We start from the raw sequence: 16,735 nt of genomic DNA on the forward strand, positions 1-16,735 counted from the left end.
GCACAGCGCCTCAGCGCGTCCATACGCGTGACCCGCACAAGAAAAACGTGGCGGCGACGTCCCATGACAGAACCGGCTCCGCGGTTCTCCTTTGTGGGGATGAAGTAGGGGGTTCTTCAACAGGCCCCAGTGGCGACACGCATGGCAGGCCATGCGCTGGCATGTGCGAGGACGATGAGCGAGGCTGCCAAGGCAGCGACGAGCGTCCGCATAGAGGTCCCTCTCCCGGAATTCGGGTTCCTCCCCTATCTCTGTGTATGTCGGAAACTTGACGAGATGGTTGAGGAGACCGGTGGGCCTGGGCCGGAACCTCCGTGGGGAGAACAGCGTTGACGGGCGTACCGCTCTGAGACACCTGTCCGCCGAGGCGGATTCACCGGCCGTGACGGACTGGCCCATCGTGACCGGCGGATCTTCGAGTTGCTCTTCGGCACCGGGATCCGGCTCGGATCGCCGGTGGCTGTACGGGCGGGATGTGGACCTGAAGGGCGGGGCAGATCGGGCTTGACATCCGGGCCAAATGTCGGAACATTCTTATCTGCGTAACGTTCGCAGATAGGAGCTGCTATGAGAGTAGAAGAAGCCGAGGTCGAACGCCGGGTCGAGCGATTCCAGGAGGCCGCCCAGAGAGCCGGTCTCAAGCTCACCCACCAGCGGCTTGAGATCTTCCGCGAGGTCGCCGCGAGTCTGGAACATCCGAGTGCCGAGGCGGTGCTGAAGGCGCTCCGGCCCCGGATGCGCACGGTCTCGCTCGACACGGTGTACCGGACGCTCTGGCTGCTCAACGACTTGGGTCTCGTCTCGACGCTCGAGCCGAAGCGCGGGAGAGTACGCTTCGACGCCAACCTCAGCCACCACCATCACTACATCTGCGTGCGCTGCGGGCTGGCGCGCGACTTCGAGAGCCAGAAACTCAATGCCCTCCGCATCCCCCCCTCGGTGAAGGAGTTGGGCAGCATCGTCGGGACGCACGTGGAAGTACACGGCGTCTGCAGCCGTTGCGCGAAGGAGCAGACCACAGAAGCCAAGAGCAAGAAACCCAAAAAGCCGAAAGGCAGGAAGAGGAGTAAGACATGAGTTCCGAAGCAGGCAAGTCGGGCCGGTGCCCGGTGATGCATGGCGTGAGTCCGAATGCGACCTATGCCGGCCGTTCGAATCGGGACTGGTGGCCGAACCAGCTCAATCTGGGCATTCTGCACCAGCACGCACCCGCATCCAACCCGATGGGAGCGGACTATGATTATGCCCGGGAGTTCAAGAAGCTCGATTATCAGGCGCTGAAGAAGGATCTGCTGTCGCTGATGACCGACTCGCAGGGCTGGTGGCCGGCGGACTGGGGCCACTACGGACCGCTGCTCATCCGTATGGCGTGGCACAGCGCCGGTACGTATCGCATCGGTGACGGCCGTGGCGGCGCGTCCTCGGGCGCGCAGCGCTTCGCTCCACTCGGCAGTTGGCCGGACAACGCCAACTTGGACAAGGCGCGCCGCCTACTCTGGCCGATCAAGAGGAAGTACGGTAAGAAGATCTCCTGGGCCGATCTGATGATCCTGGCCGGCAACGTGGCGCTGGAGTCGATGGGATTCAAGACCTTCGGATTCGGCGGCGGACGCGTGGATGTGTGGGCGCCCGAGGAGGACATCTACTGGGGCAGCGAAGACACCTGGCTGGGCGACAAGCGCTACAGCGGTGATCGCAATCTCGAAAACCCGCTGGCCGCGGTGCAGATGGGTTTGATCTACGTCAACCCGGAGGGCCCAAACGGCAACCCCGATCCGATCGCCGCGGCGCGGGATATACGCGAGACGTTCGCCCGAATGGCGATGAACGACGAGGAAACGGTGGCGCTCATCGCGGGCGGCCACACCTTCGGCAAGACCCATGGTGCCGGTGATGCGAAACACGTGGGGCCCGAACCCGAAGCGGCCGGCCTCGCGGAGCAGGGCCTGGGCTGGAAGAGCAGCTTCGGCACCGGCAAGGGGGGCGACACGATCACCAGCGGCCTGGAAGTCATCTGGACCACTACGCCGACGAAGTGGACCAGCAACTTCTTCTGGAACCTGTTCGGTTATGAATGGGAACTCACAAAGAGCCCGGCCGGTGCGCACCAATGGCAGCCGAAGGGCGGTGCCGGCGCCGGTACCGTGCCCGATGCGCACGATCCGTCGAAGCGTCACGCGCCCTCCATGCTGACCACGGACCTCGCTCTGCGGTTCGACCCGGCCTATGAGAAGATCTCGCGGCGCTTCATGGAGAACCCGGATCAGTTCGCCGATGCCTTCGCCCGAGCGTGGTTCAAACTCACGCACCGTGACATGGGCCCGCGCGCACGCTATCTCGGTCCCGAGGTACCGACCGAAGAGCTCATCTGGCAGGACCCAATCCCCGCCGTCAACCACAAGCTGATGGACGCACAGGACATCGTCTCCCTAAAAAGCAAGATCCTGGCATCAGGTCTGTCTGTCTCGGAACTGGTATACACGGCGTGGTCTTCGGCTTCGAGCTTCCGTGGCTCGGACAAGCGCGGTGGCGCCAATGGCTCACGCCTCCGTCTGGCGCCGCAAAAGGACTGGGAAGCCAACCAGCCGGCGCAACTCGCGAAAGTGCTCGCCAAGCTCGAAGGCATTCAGAAGGAGTTCAATGCCGCCGCCACCGGCGGGAAGAGAGTCTCGCTGGCGGACTTGATCGTCCTCGGTGGGTGTGCCGCGGTCGAGCAGGCGGCGAAGAAGGCCGGCATCGACGTGGAGGTGCCTTTCGCGCCCGGACGCATGGACGCGACGCAGGAGCAGACTGACGTAGACTCCTTCGCCGTACTGGAGCCCGTCGCCGATGGCTTTCGCAACTACCTCAAGCCCGGCCTGCCGGTGCGCGCCGAGGAGTTGTTGGTCGACCGCGCGCAACTGCTGAGTCTGACCGTTCCGGAGATGACCGTCCTCGTCGGCGGCATGCGCACGCTGGGCGCGAACTTCGACCGTGCGCCCCACGGTGTCTTCACGAAGCGGACGCAGACTTTGACCAACGACTTCTTCGTGAACCTGCTCGACATGAACACGGATTGGAAGGCGGTCTCGGACGCTGAAGCGGTGTTTGAGGGACGCGACCGCGCCACGGGCGAACGGAAGTGGACCGGAACCCGGGTCGATCTCATCTTCGGCTCCAACGCGCAGTTGCGCGCCATCGCCGAGGTCTATGCCTGCGACGACGCGCAGGAGAAGTTCGTGCGCGACTTCATCGCCGCGTGGGTCAAGGTGATGAACCTCGACCGCTTCGACCTGGTCTCATCGCGGTGACAATCTCGGCCCGTTCGGCCCGGTGCCCGATCCGCGTGAGGAAGAGTCAGGTTCCAGGGCATCACGACCGGCCACGACTCCGCTCGCGATATCAGGAAGGGCCCCAATCTCGGGGCCCTTCTTCTCGAGAATCGTGTGGGGGGGTTGACCTGCCTCACGGATTGTACCACTCTTCCTGCAGGTTGCTGAAGAAGAGCAACCATTGTCATTCCGAGTCCCGCCGCTCTTTGGCGGGGCGAGGAATCTGCCTTCCTTTCATGGGGAAAACAGCAGATCCCTCGTCCGCCATGGGCGGACTCGGGATGACAATTGGGCGCAAACGATCACTTCCATGCGTTCTTCAGCAACCTGCCAGGACTGTCCCGCTATTTGGTCTTGCTCCCATTACCGGTCCGGCTCATGCACGACTTTCCAGGGCCTGCTCCATGACGGTACGTTCGCGCCCATTCGGCTCTTGCCGGCGAACGACTTGGCAGGGTGCTGAAGAACGCCACAGAACCCCGGAAGAGCGGTTTTGTCATGCAGCGAAGCGATGGGACCTTCGCTGCGCACAGGACGGCGACCTCGGCTTCGTGGTGCCAAGAAACGGGCCTCGTGAAGGACCCTGGCGCAATTCCAGCGGGGTAGCTATCATTGCAGACGATAGAGACAGCTTCTGAGGAGAGCGCGTCATCGGCAGATCTTGCGCCACTTGCAGCGGGGCGAATATCCTCGCACGGTCACGGCGGAAAGGCGGGATGTGATGCTCAGATCCAGAAATCTCTTCGCAGGTCTGTCCGCCGTTGTGTTGGTCTTCACCGTGGGCTGCTCCGGGCCGAACAAGTCCGACGGCGAGGTATTCCGATATCCGCTCACAACAGGGGACGCTTGGCAGTATCAACGAGCATTTGTGAGCAGAGATCTCCAGGGGGAAAAGCTCGACACCATGGATATCTATCAGCTCTCGGTCAGAGTGGCAGGGAAGGACTCGATGCGCGTGTCCCCACCGGCGATGAGAATCCATGCTGAGTTGCGAGAGGGTTCGCGCATCTGGGGCGCTGAGGCCATCTACCAGAACAAGATCGACGGGCTCTATTGCCTGGCTCTGTCTGATACCGGGCATGCGACGTTCCACGCCCGCCCCAAGGGGCGCCCCAATTCTCATCTTGGTCTCACAGAAGTCTGGCCTCTCCCCTGCGTCGTATCGGGGTTAGGTTCTGGAGACAATGCGCAAACCGCTCACAGTTCTGGCTGGACCTGGTACGATCCGCCACTGCTCGTTCTGCGATACCCACTTGAGGGGAAGTGGCGTTATCGAGACGCCGAAGGCCCCGAACCAAGCGTCACCATAGACAAAGAGGTCCTGGGTCGAGATACGATTGGTGTCCCAGCAGGGGCGTTCGACTGTTACGAAATCGCATGGCGCTACAACGGTGTCGCGGGGGTCGAGGCCATCGAACATGTGACAACAACCGGATTGGTCAGGCGTGCCTTCCGCGTTCTTCTGTCCGATCCGGATTCGACAGAGGTCACTGACATAACCGAGTTGCTCCACTACACGCCCGGTCGCATCGCCAAGTAGCCCCGGGCTGCACGCCTTCAGAGCACCCGCAAGGGGCTGAAGCCCCTTGTCCGCTGGAGTGAGTCGTCGGATCGGTATGACGTGCCATACCCGTGAAGGACAGACGAGCCCACGGGTCTGAAGGGCGTGTTGAAAAGCCACCGTTTCCGTGGCGCCGGGTGCCCACACCCGGCGCAAGTGGCTGTGCATCAGCGGTCGGGTGTGGGCACCCGACCGCACATGTGCGGAATTGGGAGGTTTTTCATCAAGCCCTGATGACCCGTGGCACACAGAAAATATGTCAGGAGCTCAGTTCGACTTTCCTCGACTACGCTCGGAAGAGTCGGTCGCCGCGGGCAGGGCTTTTGACCTAAGAGCTTGTGACTTTCCAGCGGTCGCGGGAGTAGATCAGGTCGCGCAGGGAGCCCTTCCCCTTTTTGGCCGTGTAGTCGACGACCTGTCTGGTCAGCATCCCGTCATAAGTGGGACGCTCGACATCGCGGAAGACACCGATGGCAGTGGGGAAATCGGCGCCGAGCTCACGGGACAGCAGATAGGCCAGAGAGGAATCGCCCGCCTTCTCGTCATGTACGAGGAGATCTGATTCCGACACACCCGGTCCCGGCGTCACGACTTCGAGACGGAAGCCGGACAAACGCAGTCCCTTGTCGAGATTCTTGCCGAAGACCAGTGGCTGGCCATGCTTGAGTTCCAGAAGGCGGTCGTCGCGGACTTCCTTGGCGGTCAGATGCTCCCAGGCGCCGTCATTGAAGATGTTGCAGTTCTGCAGGACCTCGACAAAGGCGATTCCCTTGTGCAGGGCGGCGCGACGGAGGATCTCCTGCAAGTGGGTTGTCTCGGTGTCGATGGCGCGGGCGACGAATGTCGCCTCGGCGGCAACCGCGAATGAGACAGGATGGATCGGTTGCTCGATGGAGCCGTATGGTGTCGACTTGGTGACCTTGCCGATCTCGGACGTGGGAGAGGTTTGCCCCTTGGTGAGGCCGTAGATGCGGTTGTTGAAGAGGACGATCTTGATGTCGACGTTGCGGCGCAAGGTGTGCAGCATGTGGTTGCCGCCGATGGAAAGACCATCGCCGTCGCCGGTCATCACCCACACCGACAGATCGGGATTGGCGCACTTGATCCCGGTGGCAATCGCCGGCGCGCGGCCATGGATCGTGTGGAAGCCATAGGTGTTCATGTAGTACGGGAATCGGGAGGAACAACCGATCCCGGAGACGAACACCAGCTTCTCGCGGGGGATGCCGAGCTCGGCGAGCATGCGTTGGGTCTGGGCCAGGATGCTGTAGTCGCCGCAGCCGGGGCACCAGCGGACATCCTGGTCGGAGACGTAGTCCTGGCGGGCGGGCTTGATGGAGGCGGCGGTCGTTTGCTTGGAGGCTGTCATGGTTCTCAATCCGTTCGCTTATCTATGTCCGTCAGTCCTCGGGCTGACGTTTGCCCGCTCAGGCGGGCAATGTCGTTATCGACCCCGGCAACAGACGGACCCTTCGGGTCCGAGGTCAGCCCAAGGGCTGACCCGCACTCCTTCTGCACCCCCCATCACTTGTCATCCCGAGTCCGCCCATGGCGGACGAGGGATCTGCTGTTATTGGCGAGTCCCCACACAGCAGATTCTTCACGGCATCCCCGCCTGAAGGCAGGGACTTGTTCAGAATGACAAGTCGTGGCGGTTGTGTGCCGGCCTCGTGACATCTTCACACCAACTCCTCAATCTTGTTCTGAATCTCGGTCGTCTGGAACGGCCGTCCCTGGACCTTGTTCAGGCCGATCACCGGCAGGCCGTATTCGCCGCGCAACAACAAGCGCAGTTGGCCGAGGTTCAATTCCGGGACGAGGGCTGTTTCAAACCGCTTGAGGATTTCCCCCAAATCGTTCGGGAACGGCCACAGGTGGCGCAGGTGTACGTATGAAACCTTCTTCCCCCGGGCGCGGACCGCTTCGACTGCCGTGGTGATGGTACCGGCGGTCGAGCCCCAGCCGACGATCAGCAATTGGCCCTTCTTTTCGCCGATGATCTCGGTGGGCGGTATCTCCTGCGCGATGCGGCGGACCTTCTCGGCGCGCAGGCGTACCATCCGCTCATGGTTGAGCGGATCATAGCTGACATTTCCGGTCACATCTTCCTTTTCCAGCCCGCCGATCCGATGCTCCAGACCGGGAGTACCGGGAAGAACCCACGGTCGGGAGAGCGTCTTGGGATCGCGTCTGTATGGATGGAACTCGGAGGAACCGACGGTGTGGTCCATCGTGATCTTGGGCAGATGTTCGATGTCCGGCAGTTTCCACGGTTCCGAGGAGTTGGCCAGAAAACCATCGGTGAGCAGATAGACCGGGGTCATGTATTTGACGGCGATGCGCACCGCTTCGATCGCCGTTGGGAAGCAGTCGGCGGGAGTCGCGGGGGCGAGCACCGCAACCGGGCATTCGCCGTTGCGACCGACTGCGGCCTGCAGCAGATCGGTTTGCTCGGCTTTGGTGGGCATCCCGGTCGACGGACCGGCGCGTTGCACGTTGATGATGATCAGAGGGACCTCGGCCATCACGGCCAGCCCGACGGCCTCGGATTTCAGTGCGGCGCCGGGGCCGCTGGTTCCGGTCACGCCGATCTGCCCCGCATAGGAAGCGCCAATCGTGGCGCACACGGCGGCGATCTCATCTTCCGCCTGGAAGGTCCGTACGCCGAAGTTCTTGTGACGCGCCAACTCGTGCAGCATGTCGGAGGCGGGTGTGATCGGGTAGGAGCCATAGAACAACGGCGTATCGGCCAGTTGCGAGGCGGTCACCAGACCGAGCACCATCGCCTCGGTCCCGGTGATGTTGCGATACTCACCCGGCGGCAGCGCTGCCTTGCGCACGGTGTAGTGGCTGCTGAATATCTCCGTCGTGTCCGCGTAGTTGTATCCTGAGCGGAGCGCCGTCTGATTGGCCTCGACCACGTCCGGGAGTTTGGCGAACTTGTCGGCGATCCAATTCAGCGTGGGTTCGAGGGGACGATCGAAGAGCCAGTAGACGACTCCCAGCGCGTAGAAGTTGCGGCACTTGTTGCGCTCCTTGGGTGTCAGCGGCGAGCTCTCCAGCGCCTTCGAGTTCAGTTGATTGACGGGAATCGAGATCACGCGGTAGGCGCCGAGCGAACCATCCTCCAGGGGATTGGCGGCATACCCCGCCTTCTTCAAGTTCGTGCCGGAGAAGTTGTCGGAGTTGACGATGAGGATGCCGCCGGTCGTGAGGTCTTTGAGATTGACCTTCAAGGCAGCCGGATTCAAGGCCACCAGGACATCGGGCATGTCGCCCGGCGTGTGGATCGGCTTTTCGGAAAAGCTGATCTGGAAGTTGGAGACACCGGGCAGCGTCCCCGCCGGGGCGCGAATCTCCGCCGGATAGTCTGGGAGCGTGCCAAAATCCGATCCCGCCACCGCCGTGGCCAGGGTGAACTGGTTGCCGGACAATTGGATGCCGTCGCCGGAATCGCCGGCGAAACGGATCGTGACGCGTTCGACTACTTCCGGTGGTTGGGTGGCCTTACGGCTCTTGGGCGATTTTGTGGTCACGTGGATGTTCCTCAAGGCAGTGTGCTCGAAACGCAGGGACCTTTCCTGCAAAGCGCGTTCAACATAATGCCAACAACAGTCACGGGGCAATGTTTCCAAGGCGGACATACATGGCTTTTTGCGTCTTTTTTGCCGTATAGTTGTGCGTCACGTCCCCCACCCCAGCCCTCCCCGCCCGCGGGGAGGGAGCAATGGTTCTCCCCCCGTAGACGGGGGGAGTTAGAGGGGGGGCGGACCATTCTGCTCACCGTGACATACGATATCCACGCGAGGACAAGGGGCTTCCGCCCCTTGCGACGCCCGCCACGATCAGACGATGGGATTGTCCGAGTGACACGAATCGGCTTAATTGGGGGGGCATATTCAACACGGAGGACCGATGGACCGCGAAGAACCATACAAGATCGTCGACTGCAACATCCATCCCACCGCCAAGATATTTTCCCCAGTGAATCTCTACGGATGCACGATCGGGAGAGACTGCATGGTCGGACCGTTCACCGAGATTCAGCGCGGGGCCAAGATCGGCGACCGCACGCGGGTGCAGTCACACGCCTTCATCTGCGAGATGGTGACGATTGAGGAGGACTGCTTCATCTCGCATGGTGTGATGTTCACCAACGACCGCATGCCGCCATTGCCGCGCGAGAAGTGGGAGGCGACCGTGGTCAAGCGCAAAGCGATGATCGGGACCGGGGCGGTGCTGTTGCCGGTCGTCATCGGCGAGGGCGCGGTGGTCGGCGCCGGGGCGGTGGTGACGAAGAATGTCCCCGACTACGCGGTCGTGGTCGGCAACCCGGCGCGGGTGCTGCGGATGTTGCGGTAGGGGCTTTCTTCTACTCTGCTGTTGGAGTGCCACACACACTGCGAGGACTATTCATGTCTCAAGACGGAGCCTCATCCCCATGACAGTGGTAGGCGCCGTCAAGGAAACCGACAGCGATGCCGAGGTCATGGCAGCCGTTTCGAACGACGGTGCCGGTACGTACGGGTATGGCGTGGGATGCGTATGAGGCGGAGTATCACGATGACCGAGAACGTCCTGGAACTCTCCGAGGAACAAACATGCAACTACGGGAACAACGATCTTCGGCAGTCTTGGCCCGGTGGTCATTCTTACCCCCTCTGGTCGAGCGCTCCATCGCGAGCGAGCAATCAGAATTCCTACGTCCTCCCTTCCTTTCTGTTTGCCGAATGGTGCTGAGGGTCGACCCTGTGAGCTCGGATCACCATCCCACGGTGTGCCACGCACAAACTTGTTTGTGCGTGTCGGCGACATGACCAAGAGAGCACGCACATGCCCCCGACGCGGCTGCGTCGGGGGCCTGTGCATGGCACCCAAGTGGATGCTGTAGGGGCCGTTCGTGAACGGCCCGCGGGCGCATCTCGATGCGCCCCTACACTGTGGCTGAGGCAGGTTGCGACACCAGCCCCCGCGCGTGGTCGTAGCCGCGCTGGAGGGCTTTCAGATTCACGTCTTCGGTGCCGCGGGGGATCGAGTCCTTCACCGCCTTCTCGACCGATTCATACGACAGCCAGCCGGTGATCCCGGCGAAGGCGCCGATCATCACGACATTTTGATATAGGGCGCGGCCGATCTCCTCGGCGATGCGGGTGGCGGGGATGGCATAGGTGCGCCAGCCGGACGGACGGTCAGCGCGCAGCTTGACCATATCTTCTTCGTAGATGAGGAGGCCATCGGGGCGCAACTGCGGTCCGAAGAGCTCATAGGCATCCTGATTGAAGGCGACCAGGATCGAGGCGGTCTTGACGTAGGGATAGGCGATCTCGCCTTCGTCGACGATCAACTGGGCGGCGCAGGCGGAACCGCGCGCCTCGGGGCCGAACGACTGGATCATCGTCGCATGGTAGCGGTCGAAGATCGAGGCGGCCTTGCCGAGGATGATACCGGCCATGATGACGCCCTGGCCGCCGAAGCCGGCAATCTTGATTTCGGCGCGATTCATCCCACCACCCCTTTCCAGGTATCGGGGAGGACATAGCGATCGCCCAGCGACCGGCGTAACGCGCCGATCTGCGTCACGAAGTAGGACGGACGCTCGATGTCGACGAAGCTCCCGCAAACGATCGGACTGTCCATCGTCAGCGCGCATTCACGCGTGTCGGCGCCGTTCTTGACGACGCTGCGCGTGTGGTACGATTCATACATCGCCAACCCATCGCCGAGACGGTTGCGCCGTCCAAAGAGAGTCGGACATGGGGCGATCACTTCGACGAAGGTGAACCCCGGCTTCTTCATCGCCTCGCGAATCGCCTTGGTCAGTTGGCGGACATGATAGACGGTCCAGCGGGCGACATAGACGGCGCCGGCGGCTTCGGCGAGGTTGGGCAGATTGAACGGTTTCTCGGCGGCGCCATATGGCGTTGTCGAGGCCGCGGCCCATTCGGGCGTGGTTGGTGCCACCTGGCCGCCGGTCATGCCGTAGTTGAAATTGTTCACGCAGATCACGGTCATGTCGACGTTGCGCCGCGCCGCATGAATGAAATGGTTGCCGCCGATGGCGAAGAGATCGCCATCGCCTGAGTAGACGACGACGGTGGTCTCCGGGTGGGCCAGTTTCAACCCGGTGGCAAAGGGAATGGCGCGGCCATGCGTGGTGTGGAACGAATCGAGCCGCAGATACCCGGCGACACGCCCGGTGCAGCCGATGCCGGAAACGATCGCAATCTGATCGTGCGGGATGCCGAGCTCATCGACGGCACGGGTGAAGCAGTTGACCGAGGTGCCGATGCCGCAGCCGGGACACCAGATGTGCGGCATGCGCTCCATGCGCAGCCATTCCTCCACCGGATGGTGCTCACCGGGAACCAGCGGCGTCGACGGTGTCGCTATCGAACAGGTCTCGTTCATCGGCAGACCTCGCGGATGGCGGCATAGATGGTGTCGGGGTCATGCACCGCGCCGCCGGCATTGGGAACATGGCGAACCGGGCAACGTCCGGCGACGGCGCGTTCGACCTCGCGGACCATCTGCCCCATGTTCATCTCGGGGACGACGAACCCGCGCACCCGTCCGGCCAACGCGCGAATGCGTGAACCGGCGAACGGCCAGACTGTGATCAAACGCAACAGACCGACCTTGTGCCCCTCGGCACGGGCGCGATCCACCGCCGGATGGCAGACACGTGCGGTGATGCCATAGGACACGACGACGACCTCGGCATCGTCGACGTGGTCCTCTTCCAGAATGATGATCTCGTCGCGGCGGTCGCGGATCTTGGCAATCAGCCGTTCCACCAACTTTGTCTGGGCGGCGGCATTCATCGCCGGGTAGCCGCGTTCATCGTGCGTCAAACCGGTGATGTGCGGGTAGTGCCCGAGACCGACCTTGGTCATCGGCGGGACTAAACCGCCCGGCTCGCACTCTTCGAGACTGTAGGGCCAGTATTGCTCCCCCGGGCCCTTGTCGGTGAAGCGGCGCGGCTCGATTTCAATCTGCTCCGCCGGTGGGATCTCAACACGTTCGAGCATGTGCCCGACGCATTCGTCCATCATGAGCAGCACCGGCGTACGGAGCTTTTCGGAGAAGTTGAACGCCTTGATCGTCAGATCAAAGCACTCCTGCGGCGATTGCGGGGCCAAAGCGATGATTTCATAGTCACCGTGGCTCCCCCAGCGCGCCTGCATCATGTCGGCCTGGCCGGGAAGAGTCGGCAGACCGGTCGAGGGGCCGCCCCGTTGCACATCGATCAGAACAAACGGCGTCTCAGTGATGACGCCATAACCCAAGTGCTCCATCATCAGCGAGAAGCCGGGGCCGGAGGTGACGGTGATCGCCTTGGCGCCGCCCCAGACGGCACCTTGAATGGCAATCGAGGCAGCCAGTTCATCTTCCATCTGAATGAAGACGCCGCCGGTCTTGGGAAACCGTACCGCGAGGCGCTCGACGACCTCGGTCGAAGGCGTGATCGGGTAGCCGGCGGAGAAGTTGGCGCCGGCGGCCAATGCCCCTTCGGCGGCGGCATGGTCGCCATCGAGAAAATGTGTTCCGGTGAGTACACCGCGCGGATCGGCGCCCATGGAATGCCTACTCCTTCCGGACCGGGTCCTTGACCCCATAGATGGCAAAGTCGGGACAGTACATGCCGCACAAATCGCAACCGGAGCATTTCTCCGCCAACACCACGACCGGTGGATGATAACCCTTACGATTGAAGCCGGAGCCCATCTCGAGAACCCCGGTGGGACAGTACTCCACGCAGATGCCGCACCCCTTGCAACGTTCGGCGTCGATGACGACATGGCCCTTGGGGCCGGTGGATTTCTTGACCGCTGCCGTCTTTTCCTTGGTCACAGTATCGTTGTCGGCCGCTGACATCGCTTGTCCATCCCTCGTGGCGTTCATGAAAATCCCCCCGAGACGCGGGGGGCTTCCGCAGCAATTTACGTGATTGTTACGCTGAGAACCAACGACCGGCGGGAAGTTTTTGACACTCCGGGCGAGGTCGAATTCAACGACGTGACAGCTCTATGTCCTGCGGATTGACCAATCCGGTGAGGAAGATCTCGGCCTTGCCGGTGGAGTTGTTCACGGCATAGATGGTGCCGGCGTCGGCTTGCGCCACAAAGGAATGGCCGCCGGCCACCGCGATCGCCGTGAGCGTGCCTGAGTCCAGCCGGGCGACAATCGCCGGCGGGCCGCCCTCAGTGAAGGTGAAGATGTAGCGGCCGCAGCACAGGTAATAACGGCCTGCGCGCCAGTCGAGGTCGCCCAGGGCGCTGGGGAGGCCGGGCAGGCTCTTGAAGACGCGTACGACATAGGAATCGAGGTTGACACGGAGAAGTCGTCGGTTTCCATCTTCGGAGACAATCAACGCGCTGCCGACGAGCAGGCCGCTGACGTCTTGTTGCAGACCGTCGCCGCCGTCTCCCATCGCCGCGATGGCGAGCGTTTGACCCTGACGATCCAGAATGCCGATAACGTCCGCGACGTTGTCCAGCAGCGCGAAGCGATCGTTGGGAAGGGCGACGAATCCATCCGAGCGGATCGTATCCGGTTTGGGAATCGAATCGATCAAGATGCCATCGGGGTCGTAGTCGCGAATCCAAGCACTGTCGGACAGGACAAAGATGTGATTGTCCCGTGTCTCGAGTCTGAGGGATGGTCCGGTCAACGCGCGCCGGTTGCGGTATAGATCATACGACCAGGTGCTGTCGCCGGCGCTGACCAGCAATCGCAGGGACGAATCGGGAAACGGCGTGACCACGGCCACATTGGAGAGCGCCGAGCGGTTGCCGGAGTCGTCTCTGGTCCGCAGCGCGAAATAGTATGTCGTCCACCACGGGAGATTGGGGACAGACACGGTATCGGTGGCGCCGGCGGTGTCGGGCGGTGCAACAATTAAATAGGTTCGAGCGGAGTCCCAGTTGGTGTCACTGATCGGCACAAGGGAGTAGCGCAGATCGTACTGAGCGGCACGGCCAAAGGTGCTGTCATCGCCGGGCGCAGTCCAGAGGAGAATGATCGTGCCGTCGCCGATGGAGTCGATGCACGCCAGATCAACGACGGCCGAGGGCGGAATCGTGTCGGGTACCGGCGACGTGGATTTGTCTTTGCCGCAGGACCAAACGGTGGCCATGGCGAGTGCCGCAGCGTACACCCATAAGGCCACCGTCACCAAGGGGCGGTCGTTGTCATTGCGTCCTGTAGAAGGAACGGAACGTCTCTCCGTAGTCCCCTCACCCCAGCCCTGTCCCCAAGGGGAGAAGGGAAGGTTTAACCTCTCCCTCCGGCTTGCCCTGAGCGAAGTCGAGGGGGAGAGGTCGCCCGCCTCCGGCGGGCGGGTGAGGGAATTCCTCCGCCGAAATCGAACCCCTCGGAGCGTGGGCTGCCCCGTTGCATCCGAAAGGTAGGAACCAATAGGATCCATCATCGGTGCAGGATCTCGATGTCGCGCGGGTGGTTCAGGCCGGAGATGAAGACCGCGGCGGTGCGAGTGCTGTGGTTCAGGGCATAGACCATGCCCGATTCCTCCACGGTGACGAAGGAGTAGCCGCCAGCGACCGCGATGGCGGTGATCGGTGCCTGATCCAGTGTGCCGACCAGCGCCGCGTCGGTTGAGTCCGTGAACGAGTACACTTCGTGACTCGTGCAGACATAGTAGCGGCCGCAGTCGTAGTCGATGTCGCCCGGCGGTGTGCCGAGGACGTTGAGGTTCTTCAGGTCATCAATCGCATACGAGGCCACATCGACGCGGAGGATGCCGCCGCTTCCATTCTCGGAAATCACCAGTGCGTTGCCGACGACGACGCCGGACACGTTCTGCCGGGCATCGCTGGCGTGATCGCGCAGACTGAACGTGGCGAGAATCTGCCCGCTGCGGCCAAGGATGTAGGCGAGGTCCTGCATGTTGTCCAACAGAGCAAAGCGGTCATTGGGTAGGGCGACAAACCCGACGGCGTCGCCGGACTCGGAGGTGGGGATGGAATCGACGGGTGCCCCGGCCGCGTCGAGTCCATAGATCTTCCGACCGTCGCCGATCGCGAAGAGGCGGTCGCCGATGATCTCGATCTCGCCGGTCGGATCGGCGAAACGGGTCACGTGTCGATTGGGGTCACAGATGTAGACGCCAGATTGAGTCTGGATGAGAAAACGCAAGGCCGAATCGGGAAAGACGGTGGCCGTGGCCGTGTTCGAGACATCGGACCAGTTTCCCGCCGAGTCGACGGTTTCGAGTGCGAAGTAGTAAGTCGTCCACCAGGTGCGGTTGTGCAGCGTGAGGGATTCGATTGAGCCGGCGGGCCTGGGCGTCAGGGTTAGCGTGACGGATGATGCCGAGTCCCAGTCGGCAGAGGTGAGTCGTCTGCGCCAGTAGCGCAGATCGTAACGGGCGGCGTGTCCGGATGCACCATCGTCCCCCGGCGCTGTCCAGCGCAGCGTGATGGAGTCGCCGCTGGAGTCGGTGCAGGCCAGGTCGGTGATCGCAGCGGGCGGGGTCGTGTCGCCCGACGGCGTAGTCGACTTGTCCTTACTGCAGGCAAGGACAAACAATGCCACTGCCGCCATAGTGAGTGATCGTGTCGTCGTATCCGCCCCCTTGGACCGGTGCGCACCGCGCCCCGGCGGGAACAAGGGGGACGAAACGGGCTGTGTCAAGGGTGTGGGATGATCCCGGGAGGGCTTTGTAGGGCGGGCTCAGCCCGCCTTAAGACCGGTAGCGACTGTCTTGGTTTTCAAGCGGTTTTTGGTTTCCAGGCTTGTTGGTGTTTGAGCATGGCATTGAGGATGGTCAGCAGTTTGTGCATGGCGGCGATGAGGGCGACCATCTTCGTTTTTCCGGACGCACAGAGGCGGTTGTAGAACGCATGAATGACCGGGTTGAATCGCGTCGCCACCAGGGTGGCCATATAGAGCGCGCGACGCACCGTGGGGCGGCCGCCATAGATGGTGCGGTGTCCGCGGAGCGTGCCGCTGTCGCGATTGAGGGGCGCCACACCGACCAAGGCGGCAATCTCGCGGCGGGTCAATTGTCCCAGTTCGGGCAACTCCGCCAGCAGCGCCGAGGCGGTGACGCGTCCCAATCCCGGCACACTCTCCAGCAGGGTGGCCTTTTCCAGCCACAAGGGGCTGGTCATGATGGCTTGATGGATACGGCGATCGGTGTCGGTGAGCTGTTGCTCAATGGCCTCCAGGACGATTTGGATACTGGCGTGCACCGCGGCGACGTCGGCGCGGGCGAGACGGTTGCGCTCCGCCGTTCGCAGGGCGACCAGTTGGCGACGCCGCGCCACCAAGGCTTTGATGTGACGGGCGTGGGGATCACCCACGGGGCGCGCGGGGGGCTCGATTTTCTGTGCAAACAACGCCAGCACGTGCGCATCCAAAGCGTCGGTCTTGGCCAGGATCCCCAGCGCCCGCGCAAAGGCACGGACCTGGCGTGGATTCACGACCGCCACCGCCAGGCCGGCCTCCTGCAGTTCGGCGGCCAGCGTCGTGCCATAGCCCCCCGTCGATTCCAACGCGATCAACTGCGGACGCAGACGCCGCAGACGCCGGCGCAAAGCGGCGATGTCTTTCGGGGCCGTGCCGGTGTGAATGGTCTGCTTTGAAGGCAGAACACACACATCGAGCGTGTCTTTGGACACATCGATGCCGATGCACACTTCCTGGTTCATGATGGACCCTCTCTTGCCGATGCGGGCTCGGCGAACCGGCCCAGGCGACTGTTCGGGTTGAATCATGGAAGCGGTGACGGATCCAGCTACATGACGGGCTCTCACGGCCCCAGGGTGGGACGATCTCATCACCGCCAAACTCATCTCAGTGGACAAGGACGCACGCATACGGTATGAGATACAAGGGTGGG

At 62.5% G+C, this 16,735-nt stretch carries 13 protein-coding genes; 4 read left to right on the forward strand and 9 right to left on the reverse strand.

What is annotated here, in order from left to right; translation table 11 throughout:
- Positions 1-567: 567 nt before the first annotated feature.
- The 3 genes from AB1792_03920 to AB1792_03930 all read left to right on the forward strand — a co-directional run bounded on the left by AB1792_03920 (position 568) and on the right by AB1792_03930 (position 4,851).
- On the forward strand, positions 568-1,077 hold the full coding sequence (locus AB1792_03920; GenBank protein MEW5701357.1) for a Fur family transcriptional regulator: 510 nt from the start codon (positions 568-570) through the stop codon (positions 1,075-1,077).
- Positions 1,074-3,290, forward strand: a complete 2,217-nt coding sequence (gene katG / locus AB1792_03925) for a catalase/peroxidase HPI (protein MEW5701358.1) — start codon at positions 1,074-1,076, stop codon at positions 3,288-3,290. The genes AB1792_03920 and katG overlap by 4 nt, the downstream gene beginning before the upstream one ends.
- A 742-nt stretch (positions 3,291-4,032) precedes the next feature.
- Positions 4,033-4,851, forward strand: coding sequence for a hypothetical protein (locus AB1792_03930; protein ID MEW5701359.1), 819 nt, complete (start codon positions 4,033-4,035; stop codon positions 4,849-4,851).
- 349 nt (positions 4,852-5,200) lie between these two features.
- Here the strand turns inward: AB1792_03930 and AB1792_03935 are convergent, their stop codons facing one another.
- Both AB1792_03935 and AB1792_03940 read right to left on the reverse strand, forming a co-directional pair.
- On the reverse strand, positions 5,201-6,241 hold the full coding sequence (locus AB1792_03935) for a 2-oxoacid:ferredoxin oxidoreductase subunit beta (protein MEW5701360.1): 1,041 nt from the start codon (positions 6,239-6,241) through the stop codon (positions 5,201-5,203).
- 310 nt (positions 6,242-6,551) lie between these two features.
- Entirely contained in the window at positions 6,552-8,408 is a 1,857-nt protein-coding gene (locus AB1792_03940) for a 2-oxoacid:acceptor oxidoreductase subunit alpha (protein MEW5701361.1), read from the reverse strand.
- Between the two features lie 379 nt (positions 8,409-8,787).
- On the opposite strand from AB1792_03940, the gene AB1792_03945 reads away from it, so the two are divergent.
- On the forward strand, positions 8,788-9,234 hold the full coding sequence (locus AB1792_03945) for an acyltransferase (GenBank protein ID MEW5701362.1): 447 nt from the start codon (positions 8,788-8,790) through the stop codon (positions 9,232-9,234).
- A 571-nt stretch (positions 9,235-9,805) separates the two neighbouring features.
- On the opposite strand, the gene AB1792_03950 is transcribed toward AB1792_03945, so the two are convergent.
- The 7 genes from AB1792_03950 to AB1792_03980 all read right to left on the reverse strand — a co-directional run bounded on the left by AB1792_03950 (position 9,806) and on the right by AB1792_03980 (position 16,544).
- Positions 9,806-10,375, reverse strand: a complete 570-nt coding sequence (locus tag AB1792_03950) for a 2-oxoacid:acceptor oxidoreductase family protein (GenBank protein MEW5701363.1) — start codon at positions 10,373-10,375, stop codon at positions 9,806-9,808.
- On the reverse strand, positions 10,372-11,280 hold the full coding sequence (locus AB1792_03955; protein MEW5701364.1) for a 2-oxoacid:ferredoxin oxidoreductase subunit beta: 909 nt from the start codon (positions 11,278-11,280) through the stop codon (positions 10,372-10,374). Before AB1792_03955 ends, AB1792_03950 begins: the two co-directional genes overlap by 4 nt.
- The gene (locus tag AB1792_03960) at positions 11,277-12,449 is read right to left on the reverse strand and encodes a 2-oxoacid:acceptor oxidoreductase subunit alpha (protein MEW5701365.1); all 1,173 of its coding nucleotides are present in this window, start codon (positions 12,447-12,449) and stop codon (positions 11,277-11,279) included. Before AB1792_03960 ends, AB1792_03955 begins: the two co-directional genes overlap by 4 nt.
- 7 nt (positions 12,450-12,456) lie before the next feature.
- Entirely contained in the window at positions 12,457-12,774 is a 318-nt protein-coding gene (locus AB1792_03965; protein ID MEW5701366.1) for a 4Fe-4S dicluster domain-containing protein, read from the reverse strand.
- A gap of 106 nt (positions 12,775-12,880) precedes the next feature.
- Positions 12,881-14,047, reverse strand: a complete 1,167-nt coding sequence (locus AB1792_03970; GenBank protein MEW5701367.1) for a hypothetical protein — start codon at positions 14,045-14,047, stop codon at positions 12,881-12,883.
- Positions 14,048-14,298: 251 nt separating this feature from the next.
- Positions 14,299-15,435, reverse strand: coding sequence for a hypothetical protein (locus AB1792_03975; GenBank protein ID MEW5701368.1), 1,137 nt, complete (start codon positions 15,433-15,435; stop codon positions 14,299-14,301).
- A 167-nt stretch (positions 15,436-15,602) separates the two neighbouring features.
- Positions 15,603-16,544: an IS110 family transposase gene (locus AB1792_03980; GenBank protein ID MEW5701369.1), complete on the reverse strand. Its 942-nt coding sequence runs from the start codon at positions 16,542-16,544 to the stop codon at positions 15,603-15,605.
- Positions 16,545-16,735: the final 191 nt, after the last annotated feature.

The sequence above is a fragment of the Candidatus Zixiibacteriota bacterium genome, assembly GCA_040752595.1.
Taxonomy (GTDB): domain Bacteria; phylum Zixibacteria; class MSB-5A5; order WJJR01; family WJJR01; genus JACQFV01.